Below are 12,996 nucleotides of genomic sequence, written 5' to 3'. Positions count from 1 at the left end.
CCCTGGGGGTGGGGGCCCCCGGCCGGCCGGCGGGGGGCCCCACCCCCCCCCCCCCCCCCGGGGGGGCGCCCCCCCGGGCGGGGGCCCCCCCCCCACTCGTGTTCTCTCCGTGGTCCTTCTCCCCGTGGTCCCGCCGGTCACCAGGCCGTCGCGGTCGACGACTTCTCCGCCGACTTCTCCGAAGGCAGCAGCACCCACAGCGCCAGGTAGAGCAGGAACTGGGGGCCGGGAAGCAGACACGAGGCGAGGAAGATCACGCGCATCGTCGTCGCGGAGGTACCGAAGCGCCGTGCCAGCGCTGCGCACACTCCGCCGATCATGCGTCCGTCACGCGGGCGGACAATTGCGGCCATGGTGGGCTCCTTCGCGAACCGGTGGGAAGCAGCTCCTGTTGTGCTCCCGATGCATCCATGGTCCCTCCGCGAAGGGGTGCAAAGCGTCGCTCTACGGGGCGATACCGACCCTGGAAATCGTCGGGGTCGAGCCCTGAGACGCCTCGTCCCGAAGTCGGGCGGCCTCCCGTCCGGCCCCGGCTCGCTGCCCGCGCCGCAGCCGCGCCCGGCAGACCGGCACGACCAGCAGATGCGCGATCGCCACGCCCGTGGTGTTCAGCAGCAGCGAGTCGACGTCGACGACCTGGCCCGGCACCCCGGTCTGCGCCAGCTCGATGGCCAGCGAGATCAGCGCCCCGGCCGCGACGGTACGGGCCAGCGAGGCCCACGGGGAGACGAACAGCCGGCCCCCGGCCATCGGCAGCAGCACCCCGAGCGGCGCCAGCAGCAGTAGCCCCGAACCGAACCGGTGCGCGGCCTCGACCGGGCCGAGAGCCAGGTCTGCCTTGATGCCTGCCAAGGGCTGGAAGTTCGCCGCGGTCACCCACGCCACATCCAGGGGGCGCAGGGTCAGCCACCCGACAATCAGCAGATGCGCGAGGAGGAGGAGTACCCCCGCCGCGCGGAAGCGGATGACGGCCTGGCCGTCCGAACCTTGACGCACGTCCACCAAGACGCCACGACCGGCAGGATCGGTTCCGCGCAGTTCCAGGAAGTGCTGAGGAATACGGCACGGCCGGTTTCAGGGCAGCTGGAGCGCCCTGGGCGTGGTCACATCACCGGGCCGGGTCTTCGTCTGTGACGTACACAGATAGCCCCGTGGCTCGTAGTTCCCGGGGCCGCCGAGGACGACCGTGCCCCCGGTCACGAGCATCTCGCTGTCCGTGTACGAACAGACGAGCTGCGCCAGCGCCTCGGCCGGCAGGTCCTCGGGCTGCTCGTTCAGACGCAGCGCACCCGCCGGATCGCCCTCGCGGCCCTCGGTGACCCGCAGATCCACCGGCACGCCCGTGGAGAACCCGGCCTGCCGCTCGTCGGATACCGGCTCCTGCTGGAGCTCGTCCAGGAGCACCCGCGCGACGCGGATACGGTCGGGCTCCACGGCGTCCAGCCGCACCGAACGGCTCACCGTCACCAGCCGGGAGGCGCAGACCAGATAGATCTGGACCTGGATCTCCTCCAGGGACTGCGCGGTCACGTCCTGGGCGGGGGTGCGGCACGGCACCCGGGACGGCGCGGCGCCCGCGTCCACCGGCACCGAGGTCGACCTGATCCCGCACCCGGCCGCCAGTGCCGCACCCACCAGGACAGCGGCCAGCACCCGGCCGGTGCGAAACGCCCGCCCGGTGCTCCGCGCCCGCCCGGTGCGATGTGCGCCCTGCGCACGGTCGCCGCTCGTCACGTGGCGCCGCCCCCCTCGTTCCCGTCCTCCGCGCCGTGCTCCCCGGCCTCGGAGGTCAGCCGCTCGGCATCGCGGGGCAGCCGCAGTACGAACACGGCCCCGTCGCCGTCAGGCGAGTTGGCGGCCGTGATGTCACCGCCGTGGATGTGCGCGTTCTCCATGGCGATCGAAAGTCCGAGGCCACTGCCCTCGGACCGGGGCCTGGAAGCACTCGCCTTGTAGAAGCGGTCGAACACATGCGGCAGGACGTCCTCGGGGATACCCGGACCGTGATCCCGTACCTCGATGACCAGCTCCTCGCCGACGGTCCGCACCGCCACGCGCACCGGCGAACCGCCGTGTTTGAGCGCGTTGCCGATCAGATTCGCCAGGATCACATCGAGCCGGCGCGGATCGAGCCGCACCATCATGCCGCGCTCGGCGTCCAGATCCACCGCGTCCAGCCAGGCCCGGGCGTCGATGCAGGCGGTGACCTGGTCGGCCACATCGACCGTGTCGAGGACGAGCCGGGCCGTACCCGCGTCGAAGCGGGTCACCTCCATCAGGTTCTCCACCAGGTCGTTGAGCCGACGGGTCTCGCTGACCACGAGATGCACGGCGGGCGCGATCATCGGGTCGAGACTGTCCGCCTCGTCCTCCAGCACCTCCGCGACGGCCGTGATCGCGGTCAGCGGGGTCCGCAGCTCGTGCGACATGTCGGCGACGAACCGGCGGCTGGACTCCTCCCGCGCGCTCATGTCCGCGACCTTCTTCTCCAGCGAGCTGGCGGTCCTGTTGAACGTACGGGAGAGATCGGCCAGTTCATCGGTCCCGGACACCACGAGCCGGGTGTCGAGTTTGCCCTCGCCGAGCTTGCGGGCCGCGTCGCCGAGCCGCTGCACCGGGCGCAGCACGGTCGTCGCCGCACCCTGGGCGAGCAGCGCGGAGCCGACGAGGGCCAGGGCGGTGGCGATGCCCAGCGACCAGGCGAGCGAGTTGAGATCCTGGCGCTCCTGATCGAGCGACTTCAGCATGTACCCGGTGGGCCCGCCGCCGATGATCTTCGTCCCGGCCACCAGATAGGGCCTGCCGCCGATGGTCGTGCGCTGCCAGAACAGGTGGTACTCAAAGGTGTTGCCCGAGGTCATGGGCTGCTTCTTGCCCACCTGCTTCTGCAACGAGGCGGGCACGTCCTGCCGGGTGAAGGAGTCCAGGTCGGAGTAGCCGACGATCGGCTTGCCCTCGGCCCGGTCCACCAGCAGCACGTTGTAACCAGGGCTGCTGCTCGCCATCTGCACGGCGGCGTTCTGCAGATCGTCCCTGGTGGGAGGCGACGGCAGGGTGGCGGCCCGGTTCTGCATCTGGCGACGGAAGTCACCGAGCGCGGAATCCTGCGTACGCGTCAGCACGGCCTCGCGGTTCAGCCAGTACGCGATCCCCGACGCGGACACCGCCGCCGTCAGCGCCACCAGTCCGAACACGACGACGAGCCGCAGTCGCAGACTGGTCCAGCGCAGACCGGTGAGCACGGTCCGCTTCGCGGGTTCACTCACTGAGGCGAGTCCAGCCGGTAGCCCACGCCACGCACGGTACGGATCAGGGTCGGCGAGGACGGCACGTCCTCCACCTTCGCGCGCAGCCGCTGGACACAGGCGTCCACGAGCCGCGAGTCGCCGAGGTAGTCGTGCTCCCACACCAGGCGCAGCAGCTGCTGCCTGGAGAGCGCCTGTCCGGGCCTGCGGCTCAGCTCCAGCAGCAGCCGCAGCTCGGTGGGGGTGAGCTGAAGGTCCTCACCGTCCTTGGTGACGGTCATCGCGGAGCGGTCGATGATCACGTTCCCGAACGTCGCGGAGTCCGTGGACTCGCGCTCGCCCCGGCGCAGCACCGCGCGGATACGGGCATCGAGCACCCGGCCCTGCACGGGCTTCACCACATAGTCGTCCGCGCCGGACTCCAGTCCCACCACGACGTCGATGTCGTCGCTGCGCGCGGTCAGCAGAATGATCGGCAGCTGGTCGGTGCGGCGGATGCGCCGGCACACCTCGAAACCGTCGATCCCGGGCAGCATCACATCCAGCACGACCAGGTCCGGCCGCTGCTCTCGCAGCAGGTTCAGGCCGTCCTCTCCCGTCGCCGCAGTGGCCACTCGGTGGCCCTGGCGTGACAACGAGAGTTCGAGAGCCGTGCGGATGGCGTCGTCGTCCTCGATCAGCAACAGGAAAGGCACGGGGTCATTCTGGCCCATGGTGGTGCCTCAGTTCGACAGTTGGACGGCTCTCACAGTTCCGGCACGCCCGGGAGGGGCCCTGTGACACGGCTGTGACAGTCGGGGGACAGCGTCATGAAACTGCCCGGGCAAGCTCGTTGACACATGGAACCAACCGACTCCACCGACGGGGGGCGCGAGATGAACGCAACGCACAGCACCGGCTCGAGCGCAGTTGTCACGCGTCTCCACGACGTCGGCCGGGGTCCGGAGAAGTCCGGGGCGGTGAACGGACGGGGGTGCGTTCGCAGCGCCGGGCGTCAGCATCCGTCGTACATGACGGTGGTTGACAACGGGGGAACCGCGTACGGGGAGGTCACGGGGGAGCGGAAGCCCGCGACGCAGACCGAGGACGCCGAAGCGGTGTTCACGGCCTACGTCCAGGAGCGCCGCGCCTCCCTGTACGCGACCGCCTATCACCTGACCGGCGACCGGTTCGAGGCGGAGGACCTGCTGCAGAGCGCCCTCTTCTCGACGTACCGGGCGTGGGACAGGATCAGTGACAAGGCGGCGGTCGGCGGATATCTGCGCCGCACCATGACCAATCTGCACATCAGCGCCTGGCGCAGGCGCAAGCTCAACGAATACCCGACCGAGGAGCTGCCGGAGACGGTGGGCGACACGGACGCGATGCGCGGCACGGAGCTGCGTGCGGTGCTCTGGCAGGCGCTCGCGCGGCTGCCCGAACTCCAGCGCACGATGCTGGTCCTGCGGTACTACGAGGGCCGCACCGACCCGGAGATCGCGTCCATCCTCGACATCAGTGTCGGCACGGTGAAGTCGAGCATCTGGCGGTCGCTCCGCCGGCTGCGCGAGGACGAGGTCCTCAGCTTCGGCCGTGACGAGGAGGAGTCCTTCGGCGAGCTGGTGGCCTGAGGCGACGGGGGGAAACGGGGACGGGGGAACGGGCCGCTGCTTCGGGGGAGGCGGCGGTACGGGGGAGACGCAGCGGGGTCGGACGGGCCGGGGGGTCCTGTCCGGCCCCGTTTCGCATGCGTTGCCCACATAGCCGCAACGACCGCGCTACGCGGTCCCGCGCCCCGCGGTCGCCCGGCGGCACCGGCCCGCCGCAGCCGCGGCCAGCCGGCCCAGCGCCTCCTCCTTGCCGCACGGATACGCGCCCAGCGCCGTCTGCCGGGCCACGATCCGCCGCTCGGCCCGCATCAGCCGCCAGCCGCGCCGCAGCAGGAACGGCACCGACTTGCGGCCCTCGCGCAGATCCCGCAGCAGCCGCCGGCGGAACGTCGTCGAGGGGCGCCCGCGCAGGCACAGAGCGTCCGCCAGGAGGTCCAGTTCCTGGCAGCGTTCCACGATGTCCGCCGCGAAGATGCCCTCGGCCACGAACAGGGGAGTGCGTTCGATGTGGAACGCCTCGTGGCCTACGCGCGCGCTCGTGGCGAGGTCGTACACCGGTACATCCGTACGCCCCGTCCGGCAGAGCTCCGAGACGGCCGCGACCGCCGCGTCCGCGTCCCAGGACCGGGCGGAGTCCCAATCGATGTCCGTGCTGCCCGTGACCAGCGGCAGCGTCGGGTCGTCGCCCTCCTTGTAGAAGTCGTCCAGGCGCAGCACCGGCAGACCGGTACGGGCGGCCAGGGAGGACTTGCCTGAGCCGGAGGGCCCCGCGAGCAGTACGACGCGGGTCGGGATCGGTTGGGAATTCACAGAACAGAAGTGTGAGGCATTGACCCGCGCAGGGGACCCCCCGGAGGTCCTGTTGGTATCGAGCATCACACCTCAACTACTCTGCGCGCACAGACGATTACCGAAACAGGCTCGATCAGGTGGGAAAACCATGGCTCGTCATGCACTGTCTGCACCTTCACGCACCCGGCGCCGCATTCTGCTGCGCGCGGGCCTGACCGTCACCGCGGTGGGCGCGGCGCTCGGTGCGGGAGGTGCGGTCGCCCAGGCCGCGCCGCTGCCCGCGGCCCCGGCCACCGAGGCCGACAGCACCCTCGGTGCGGTCACCGACACCGCGGGCCCCGCGCTGACCGGGGCGCTCGGCTACTCCCTCGCGGGCGGCATCGCGCCCATCACCGATCTTCAGCTCGACCCGCTGGCCGGGACGGGCGTCGACCCGCTGGACAACGCGGTGGGCACGCAGATCGCCGACTTCAAGCCGCTGACCACGGCCGTCGTGACCGACCCGGTGACCAACGGTGGCGCGCTGAACGACCTGCCCGTGGTCGGGCAGGCGACGGAGTTCCTGACCGGCTGAGGCGAACGGCAGCGGGCCGCCTCCGTCCCCGAAGGGCGAGGAGGCGGCCCGGTGGGCCCGCAGAGGGTCAGTACGAGGAGCCTGCGGCTCCCAGGGCGCCCGTCGGGTGCCAGACCGTCTTGGTCTCCAGGAAGGCCGTCAGGCGGCGCGTGCCGGGGTCGGCCGACCAGTCGGCCTCATTGCCGTCTCCGTCCACAGGCTGTGGGCGCAGGACGCGCTTCATGTTGTCCGCCGCAGCGATCTCCAGCTCCTTCGCCAGAACGGCGTCGGCGCCCGTCAGGTCGATCGCGTTGACGTCCTGGTGGGAGGCGAGCGGGGCCGCGAGCTCCGCCGTCCTCCCGGACAGGATGTTCACCACGCCGCCCGGGAGGTCGGAGGTGGCCAGCACCTCGCCCAGGGAGAGCGCGGGCAGCGGGGAGTCCGCCGAGGTGATGACCACGGCCGTGTTGCCGGTGGCGATCACCGGGGCGATCACCGAGACCAGGCCCAGGAACGAGGACTTCTGGGGGGCCAGGACCGTGACGACACCGGTCGGCTCGGGGGTGGAGAGGTTGAAGAACGGGCCCGCGACCGGGTTCGCCCCGCCGACGATCTGGCCGATCTTGTCGGTCCAGCCCGCGTACCAGACCCAGCGGTCGATCGCCGCGTCGACGACGGCCGCCGCCTTGGACTTCGAGAGGCCCTCGGCGTCCGCCACCTCCCGTACGAACTGGTCCTTGCGGCCTTCCAGCATCTCCGCGACGCGGTAGAGGATCTGCCCGCGGTTGTACGCGGTCGCGCCCGACCAGCCGCCGAACGCCTTGCGGGCGGCCACGACCGCGTCGCGCGCGTCCTTGCGGGAGGACTGCGGCGCGTTCGCCAGCCACCTGCCCTTGGAGTCCGTCACCTCGTACACCCGGCCGCTCTCGGAGCGGGGGAACTTGCCCCCGACGTACAGCTTGTAGGTCTTGAAGACACTGAGACGCGTCGCATCAGACATCGAGGTATGCCTCCAGGCCGTGACGGCCGCCTTCGCGGCCGAAGCCCGATTCCTTGTAGCCGCCGAAGGGCGACGTCGGGTCGAACTTGTTGAACGTGTTGGCCCAGACGACGCCCGCCCGGAGCTTGCCGGCCACCGCGAGGATGCGGGAGCCCTTCTCCGTCCAGATGCCGGCCGAGAGGCCGTACTGGCTGTTGTTGGCCTTGGCGACCGCCTCGTCCGGCGTACGGAAGGTGAGGACGGACAGCACGGGGCCGAAGATCTCGTCGCGGGCGACGGTGTGCGCCTGGGTGACGTTGGTGAACAGCGTCGGGGCGAACCAGTAGCCGGACGAGGGGAGTTCGCAGGGCGCGGACCAGCGCTCGGCGCCCTCCGCCTCGCCGGTCTCGACGAGGGAGGTGATCCGGGAGAGCTGCTCCTCGGAGTTGATCGCGCCGATGTCGGTGTTCTTGTCCAGCGGGTCGCCGAGGCGCAGCGTGGACAGACGGCGCTTGAGGGCGTCCAGCACCTCGTCCTGGACCGACTCCTGTACGAGCAGCCGGGAGCCCGCGCAGCAGACCTGGCCCTGGTTGAAGAAGATGCCGTTGACGATGCCCTCGACGGCCTGGTCGACGGGCGCGTCGTCGAAGACGATGTTGGCGCCCTTGCCGCCCAGTTCCAGGGTGACCTTCTTGTCCGTACCGGCGATCTGGCGGGCGATGGCCTTGCCGACCGCGGTCGAGCCGGTGAAGGCGACCTTGTTCACGTCGGGGTGGCCGACGAGGGCGGCGCCCGCGTCGCCGTAACCCGTGAGGATGTTGACGACACCCTTGGGCAGGCCCGCCTGGCGGCAGATGTCCGCGAAGAAGAGGGCGGAGAGCGGAGTCGTCTCGGCGGGCTTCAGGACCACCGTGTTGCCGGTGGCGAGCGCCGGGGCGATCTTCCACGCCAGCATCAGGAGCGGGAAGTTCCACGGGATGACCTGGCCGGCCACGCCCAGGGGGCGCGGGTTCGCGCCGTACCCCGCGTGGTCCAGCTTGTCGGCCCAGCCCGCGTAGTAGAAGAAGTGCGCGGCGACGAGGGGGAGGTCCGCGTCGCGGGTCTCCTTGATCGGCTTGCCGTTGTCCAGGGTCTCCAGGACGGCGAGCTCGCGGCTGCGCTCCTGGATGATCCGGGCGATGCGGAAGAGATACTTCGCGCGCTCGGAGCCGGGCAGCGCCGACCACTTCTCGAACGCCCTGCGGGCCGCCTTGACGGCCCGGTCGACGTCGTCGGCGCCTGCCTGCGCGACCTCGGCGAGGACCTCCTCGGAGGACGGGCTGACCGTCTTGAAGACCTTGCCGTCGGCGGCGTCGGTGAACTCGCCGTCGATGAACAGCCCGTACGAAGGGGCGATGTCGACGACGGAGCGGGACTCCGGAGCCGGTGCGTACTCGAATACAGATGCCATGGGGATCAGTCCACCGTCACGTAATCGGGGCCGGAGTAACGGCCGGTGCTGAGCTTCTGGCGCTGCATCAGCAGGTCGTTCAGCAGGCTGGAGGCGCCGAAGCGGAACCAGTGGTTGTCCAGCCAGTCCTCGCCCGCGGTCTCGTTGACCAGCACGAGGAACTTGATCGCGTCCTTGCTGGTGCGGATTCCGCCGGCCGGCTTCACACCGACCTGTACTCCAGTCTGCTCCCGGAAGTCGCGCACGGCCTCCAGCATCAGCAGGGTGTTCGGAGGCGTCGCGTTGACCGCGACCTTCCCGGTCGACGTCTTGATGAAGTCGGCGCCCGCCAGCATCCCGAGCCAGGAGGCGCGGCGGATGTTGTCGTACGTGGACAGCTCGCCGGTCTCGAAGATCACCTTCAGCCGTGCGGAGCCGCACTCGGCCTTCACGGCGACGATCTCCTCGTACACCTTCAGGTAGTGGCCGGAGAGGAAGGCACCGCGGTCGATCACCATGTCGATCTCGTCGGCCCCCGCCGCCACGGCGTCGCGGACGTCCGCGAGCTTGACGGCCAGCGCGGCACGGCCCGCGGGGAAGGCCGTCGCCACGGACGCCACCTTCACTCCGGAGCCGGCCACGGCGGCGACGGCGGTCGCCGCCATGTCGGGGTAGACGCAGACCGCGGCGGTGCGCGGGGTCGTGCGGTCGGTGGGGTCGGGGTTGACGGCCTTGGCGGCGAGAGCCCGGACCTTGCCCGGGGTGTCCGCGCCTTCGAGCGTCGTCAGGTCGATCATCGAGATGGCGAGATCGATGGCGTACGCCTTGGCAGTCGTCTTGATCGATCGGGTACCGAGAGAGGCGGCGCGCGCTTCGAGGCCGACAGGGTCGACGCCGGGCAGCCCGTGCAGGAAGCGGCGCAGTGCACTGTCGGACGCCGTCGCGTCGGCGAATGCGGGTGCAGTGGTGGGCATGGTCACCACATGAGCATATCTACGCGCGTAGCGACCTGTACAGGGCCCCCTCCGCTTCCCGCGCCGCACGGGCGCCGCACCCGCGGGGCACGGCCGCCCGGCCGTCCCGGACGGCCGTCAGGCAGAATCGGGCCCATGACGAGCCCCACGCCCACGCCTGACCCCGAGCCGGTCTACGCCGACCGGACCTTCCGTTCGGTCGCCGGTCTGGTCTGCGGTGTGCTGTTGATCGTGCTGACCGCCTGGATCGGCGGCGACGCCCTGTTCCGCGGCGAGGGACGGACCCCGTGGACGGCCCTCGCGGGCATGCTCGCCGTGATTCCGCTGATCGTGGCGTTCACGGTGCGGCCCGCGGTGTTCGCGAACGAGCAGCGGATCCGTATCCGCAACCCGTTCCGGACGATCGTGCTGCCCTGGTCCGAGGTTGCCGACGTGCGCGCCGGGTATTCGACCGAGCTGTTCACCCAGGCGGGCACCAAGTACCAGCTCTGGGCCGTTCCCGTCTCGCTGCGCGAGCGCAAGCGGGCGGCCAGGAAGGCGTCGCGGCAGTCGCAGGACGACCCGTACGGCAGGTCGTCCGTCAACGCCGACGTCCGAGACACCGCGTCGCGCATCGCCGCCGCCGACCAGACCGTGGTCGATCTGCGCGAGCTGGCGGAGGGGGCAGCGCACCGCAAGGACCAGGGCGATGCGGTGTCCTCGGTCCGGTGGGCGTACGAGGTGATCGCGCCGGCCGTCGCGGGCGTGGTGCTGCTCGTGGTGCTGCTGTCCATGGGCTGAGGGGCGCGCACCGGTGTACAGCCGGTGCCCCACGAGTGGCGCACCGAGGGGGCCGCGGCTTCGGCCCGATTGCGATCGGGCTCAGATCCCCGCAGCCGCCGACAGGTCGCGCTTGATCCCGGCCAGCAGTTCCGCACCCCTGGCGCGCGCCGCGGGCAGTTCGTCCGCCGAAGCGACCGGCACCACGACCTCCAGGTAGCACTTGAGCTTCGGCTCGGTGCCGCTCGGGCGGACGATCACCCGTGCGCCCGTCAGGTGGTAGCGCAGTCCGTCGGTCGGCGGCAGCAGTTCCGTGCCCTCCGACAGATCCTCGGCCGAGGTCACGGCGAGGCCCGCCAGCGTGGTCGGCGGCTGCTCCCGCAGGCGGCGCATGGCGTTCGCGATGACCGTCAGGTCCTCCACGCGGACCGACAGCTGGTCGGTGGCGTGCAGACCGTGCTCGACCGCGAGGTCGTCCAGGAGGTCGAGGAGGGTACGGCCGCGCTCCTTGAGTACGGAGGCCAGCTCGGCGACGAGCAGGGCGGCCGTGATGCCGTCCTTGTCGCGTACGCCCTCGGGGTCGACGCAGTAGCCGAGCGCCTCCTCGTAGCCGTACCGAAGCCCCTCGACACGGGCGATCCACTTGAAGCCGGTCAGCGTCTCCTCGTATCCGAGGCCCGCCTTCCCGGCGATCCGGCCGAGCAGCGACGACGACACGATCGACTCGGCGAAGGTGCCGGTGACGCCGCGGTCGACGAGATGGGCGGCGAGGAGCGTGCCGACCTCGTCGCCGCGCAGCATCCGCCAGCCGCCGTCGGCCGCCGGGTCGGGGACGGCGACGGCGCAGCGGTCGGCGTCGGGGTCGTTGGCGATGACGATGTCGGGCCCGGCGCGGCGCGCGGTCGCGAAGGCGAGATCCATGGCGCCGGGCTCTTCCGGGTTGGGGAAGGCGACGGTGGGGAACGCGGGGTCGGGCTCGGCCTGCTCGGCGACGAGGACGGGCTCCGGGAACCCGGCCCGTGCGAACGCTGCGGTGAGCACGGACGTGCCGACGCCGTGCATTGCTGTGTACACGACGCGGGCGGTACGCGGCGAGCCGGTGCTGAGCACCGCGTCCGTACGGGCGAGATAGGCGTCCAGGACCTCGTCGCCGAGGACCTGCCAGCCCTCGATGGGGCGTGGCACCGTGTCGAGCGGGCCGACCGCCTCGATCGCGGAGGCGATCTCGCCGTCGGCCGGGGGCACGATCTGCGAGCCGTCGCCGAGGTAGACCTTGTATCCGTTGTCGCGCGGCGGGTTGTGGCTCGCGGTGACCTCGATGCCCGCGACGGCACCCAGATGCCTTATGGCGTACGCCAGTACGGGGGTGGGGAGCGGGCGGGGGAGCACCGCCGCCCGCAGCCCGGCGCCGGTCATCACGGCCGCGGTGTCGCGCGCGAACTCGGTGGACTTGTACCGGGCGTCGTACCCGATCACGACGAGACCACCGCCAAGTCCCCGCGCGGTCAGATACGCGGCGAGCCCGGCGGCGGCCCGGATGACCACGGACCTGTTCATCCGCATGGGCCCCGCCCCGATCTCCCCGCGCAGCCCGGCCGTGCCGAACTGCAGCGTGCCGGCGAAGCGCACGGCGAGCTCGTCGAGATCCTCGGAGTCGATGAGCTTGCCGAGCTCGTCACGGGTCTCGGGGTCCGGGTCCTCGGCCAGCCACGTCCTGGCCTGCGCGATGAGGTCCTGCTGCACGGGGTCCGCCTCTCTGCGGGTAACGGGGGCTCGGTATGGGGACTGCGCAGGGGCTCCGCCCCGGGGGAACGTCAGATCCGGTCCAGCACCCGCGCCAGCAGTGCGCCCATCCGGGTGGCCGAGTCGCGGCCGGCCTGGAGTACCTCTTCGTGGTTGAGCGGTTCGCCGGACAGCCCTGCGGCCAGGTTCGTCACGAGTGAGATGCCCAGTACCTCAGCCCCCGCCTCACGCGCGGCGATGGCCTCCAGGACCGTGGACATGCCGACCAGGTCGCCGCCCATGACGCGGACCATGTTGATCTCGGCCGGGGTCTCGTAGTGCGGGCCGGGGAACTGCACGTACACGCCCTCTTCGAGCGTCTCGTCGATCTCCTTGCACAGTGCGCGCAGCCGCGGCGAGTACAGGTCGGTCAGGTCGACGAAGTTGGCGCCGATGATCGGGGACGCCGCCGTCAGGTTGATGTGGTCACTGATCAGCACCGGCTGCCCGGGGCGCATGCCCTCGCGCAGACCGCCGCAGCCGTTCGTCAGCACGACGGTCTTGCAGCCCGCGGCGACCGCCGTACGGACTCCGTGCGAGACGGCGGCGACGCCGCGGCCCTCGTAGAAGTGCGTGCGGCCGAGGAAGACCAGGACGCGCTTGCCGCCGATCAGGTACGAGCGGATCGTGCCGCCGTGCCCCTCCACCGCGGGCGCCGGGAACCCGGGCAGTTCGGTCACAGGGAACTCGGCTTCCGGAGCGCCGAGCGCATCGCCCGCGGGGGCCCACCCGGAGCCCATCACGAGAGCGACGTCGTGGGTCTCGGCGCCGGTCAGCTCGCGGAGGCGGGCGGCGGCGTCGGCGGCGGCGGCGTGCGGGTCGCCCTGGATGTTGTCCGGAATAACAGATGCGTTCACGCGGATGAGGGTAGCCGGTGAATCCCTACGCGCGTAG

14 protein-coding genes are annotated in these 12,996 nt (G+C 71.1%); 3 read left to right on the top strand and 11 right to left on the bottom strand.

Annotation, left to right across the window (positions count from 1 at the left end; translation table 11 throughout):
• Nucleotides 1-137: 137 nt before the first annotated feature.
• The 5 genes from ACWGO0_RS10915 to afsQ1 form a co-directional block, all read right to left on the bottom strand.
• The gene (locus ACWGO0_RS10915; protein ID WP_453531301.1) at nt 138-353 is read right to left on the bottom strand and encodes a PspC domain-containing protein; all 216 of its coding nucleotides are present in this window, start codon (nt 351-353) and stop codon (nt 138-140) included.
• Nucleotides 354-444: 91 nt separating this feature from the next.
• On the bottom strand, nt 445-1,002 hold the full coding sequence (locus tag ACWGO0_RS10910) for a VanZ family protein (RefSeq protein WP_453531298.1): 558 nt from the start codon (nt 1,000-1,002) through the stop codon (nt 445-447).
• A 72-nt stretch (nt 1,003-1,074) separates the two neighbouring features.
• Entirely contained in the window at nt 1,075-1,653 is a 579-nt protein-coding gene (locus ACWGO0_RS10905) for a hypothetical protein (protein ID WP_453531604.1), read from the bottom strand.
• Nucleotides 1,654-1,730: 77 nt separating this feature from the next.
• Nucleotides 1,731-3,266: an ATP-binding protein gene (locus tag ACWGO0_RS10900; protein ID WP_453531295.1), complete on the bottom strand. Its 1,536-nt coding sequence runs from the start codon at nt 3,264-3,266 to the stop codon at nt 1,731-1,733.
• Nucleotides 3,263-3,940 carry a two-component system response regulator AfsQ1 gene (gene afsQ1 / locus ACWGO0_RS10895; protein ID WP_453531292.1) on the bottom strand — a complete coding sequence of 226 codons (678 nt, stop codon included), beginning with the start codon at nt 3,938-3,940 and terminating at the stop codon, nt 3,263-3,265. The genes ACWGO0_RS10900 and afsQ1 overlap by 4 nt, the downstream gene beginning before the upstream one ends.
• Nucleotides 3,941-4,120: 180 nt before the next feature.
• Here afsQ1 and ACWGO0_RS10890 point away from each other — a divergent pair, with 180 nt between their 5' ends.
• Nucleotides 4,121-4,855, top strand: coding sequence for a SigE family RNA polymerase sigma factor (locus tag ACWGO0_RS10890; protein ID WP_453531289.1), 735 nt, complete (start codon nt 4,121-4,123; stop codon nt 4,853-4,855).
• A 147-nt stretch (nt 4,856-5,002) separates the two neighbouring features.
• Here the strand turns inward: ACWGO0_RS10890 and ACWGO0_RS10885 are convergent, their stop codons facing one another.
• Entirely contained in the window at nt 5,003-5,710 is a 708-nt protein-coding gene (locus ACWGO0_RS10885) for a uridine kinase (protein WP_453531286.1), read from the bottom strand.
• 64 nt (nt 5,711-5,774) lie between these two features.
• On the opposite strand from ACWGO0_RS10885, the gene ACWGO0_RS10880 reads away from it, so the two are divergent.
• A complete protein-coding gene (locus tag ACWGO0_RS10880) occupies nt 5,775-6,200 on the top strand; it encodes a hypothetical protein (RefSeq protein WP_453531283.1) in 426 nt (141 codons plus the stop codon).
• Nucleotides 6,201-6,267: 67 nt separating this feature from the next.
• On the opposite strand, the gene ACWGO0_RS10875 is transcribed toward ACWGO0_RS10880, so the two are convergent.
• From ACWGO0_RS10875 to deoC, 3 genes are read right to left on the bottom strand one after another with little or no spacing between them, the layout of a single operon-like run.
• A complete protein-coding gene (locus tag ACWGO0_RS10875; protein WP_453531280.1) occupies nt 6,268-7,179 on the bottom strand; it encodes an aldehyde dehydrogenase family protein in 912 nt (303 codons plus the stop codon).
• Complete coding sequence (locus ACWGO0_RS10870; RefSeq protein ID WP_453531277.1) at nt 7,172-8,608, bottom strand: aldehyde dehydrogenase family protein; 1,437 nt, start codon at nt 8,606-8,608, stop codon at nt 7,172-7,174. The genes ACWGO0_RS10875 and ACWGO0_RS10870 overlap by 8 nt, the downstream gene beginning before the upstream one ends.
• 5 nt (nt 8,609-8,613) lie before the next feature.
• On the bottom strand, nt 8,614-9,561 hold the full coding sequence (gene deoC, locus ACWGO0_RS10865) for a deoxyribose-phosphate aldolase (protein ID WP_453531274.1): 948 nt from the start codon (nt 9,559-9,561) through the stop codon (nt 8,614-8,616).
• Nucleotides 9,562-9,696: 135 nt separating this feature from the next.
• Between deoC and ACWGO0_RS10860 the strand changes: the two genes are divergently transcribed.
• On the top strand, nt 9,697-10,341 hold the full coding sequence (locus ACWGO0_RS10860) for a PH domain-containing protein (protein WP_453531271.1): 645 nt from the start codon (nt 9,697-9,699) through the stop codon (nt 10,339-10,341).
• Between the two features lie 81 nt (nt 10,342-10,422).
• Here the strand turns inward: ACWGO0_RS10860 and ACWGO0_RS10855 are convergent, their stop codons facing one another.
• Both ACWGO0_RS10855 and ACWGO0_RS10850 read right to left on the bottom strand, forming a co-directional pair.
• Nucleotides 10,423-12,063 (bottom strand): phospho-sugar mutase, encoded by a 1,641-nt coding sequence (locus ACWGO0_RS10855; RefSeq protein WP_453531268.1) that lies wholly within the window; start codon nt 12,061-12,063, stop codon nt 10,423-10,425.
• 71 nt (nt 12,064-12,134) lie between these two features.
• Nucleotides 12,135-12,959 (bottom strand): purine-nucleoside phosphorylase, encoded by an 825-nt coding sequence (locus ACWGO0_RS10850; RefSeq protein WP_453531266.1) that lies wholly within the window; start codon nt 12,957-12,959, stop codon nt 12,135-12,137.
• Between the last annotated feature and the right edge of the window lie 37 nt (nt 12,960-12,996).

The organism is Streptomyces sp. NPDC055749 (assembly GCF_053617235.1).
Note: the sequence above shows the minus strand (reverse complement) of the source record. Positions and strands in the feature narration are given on the sequence as shown.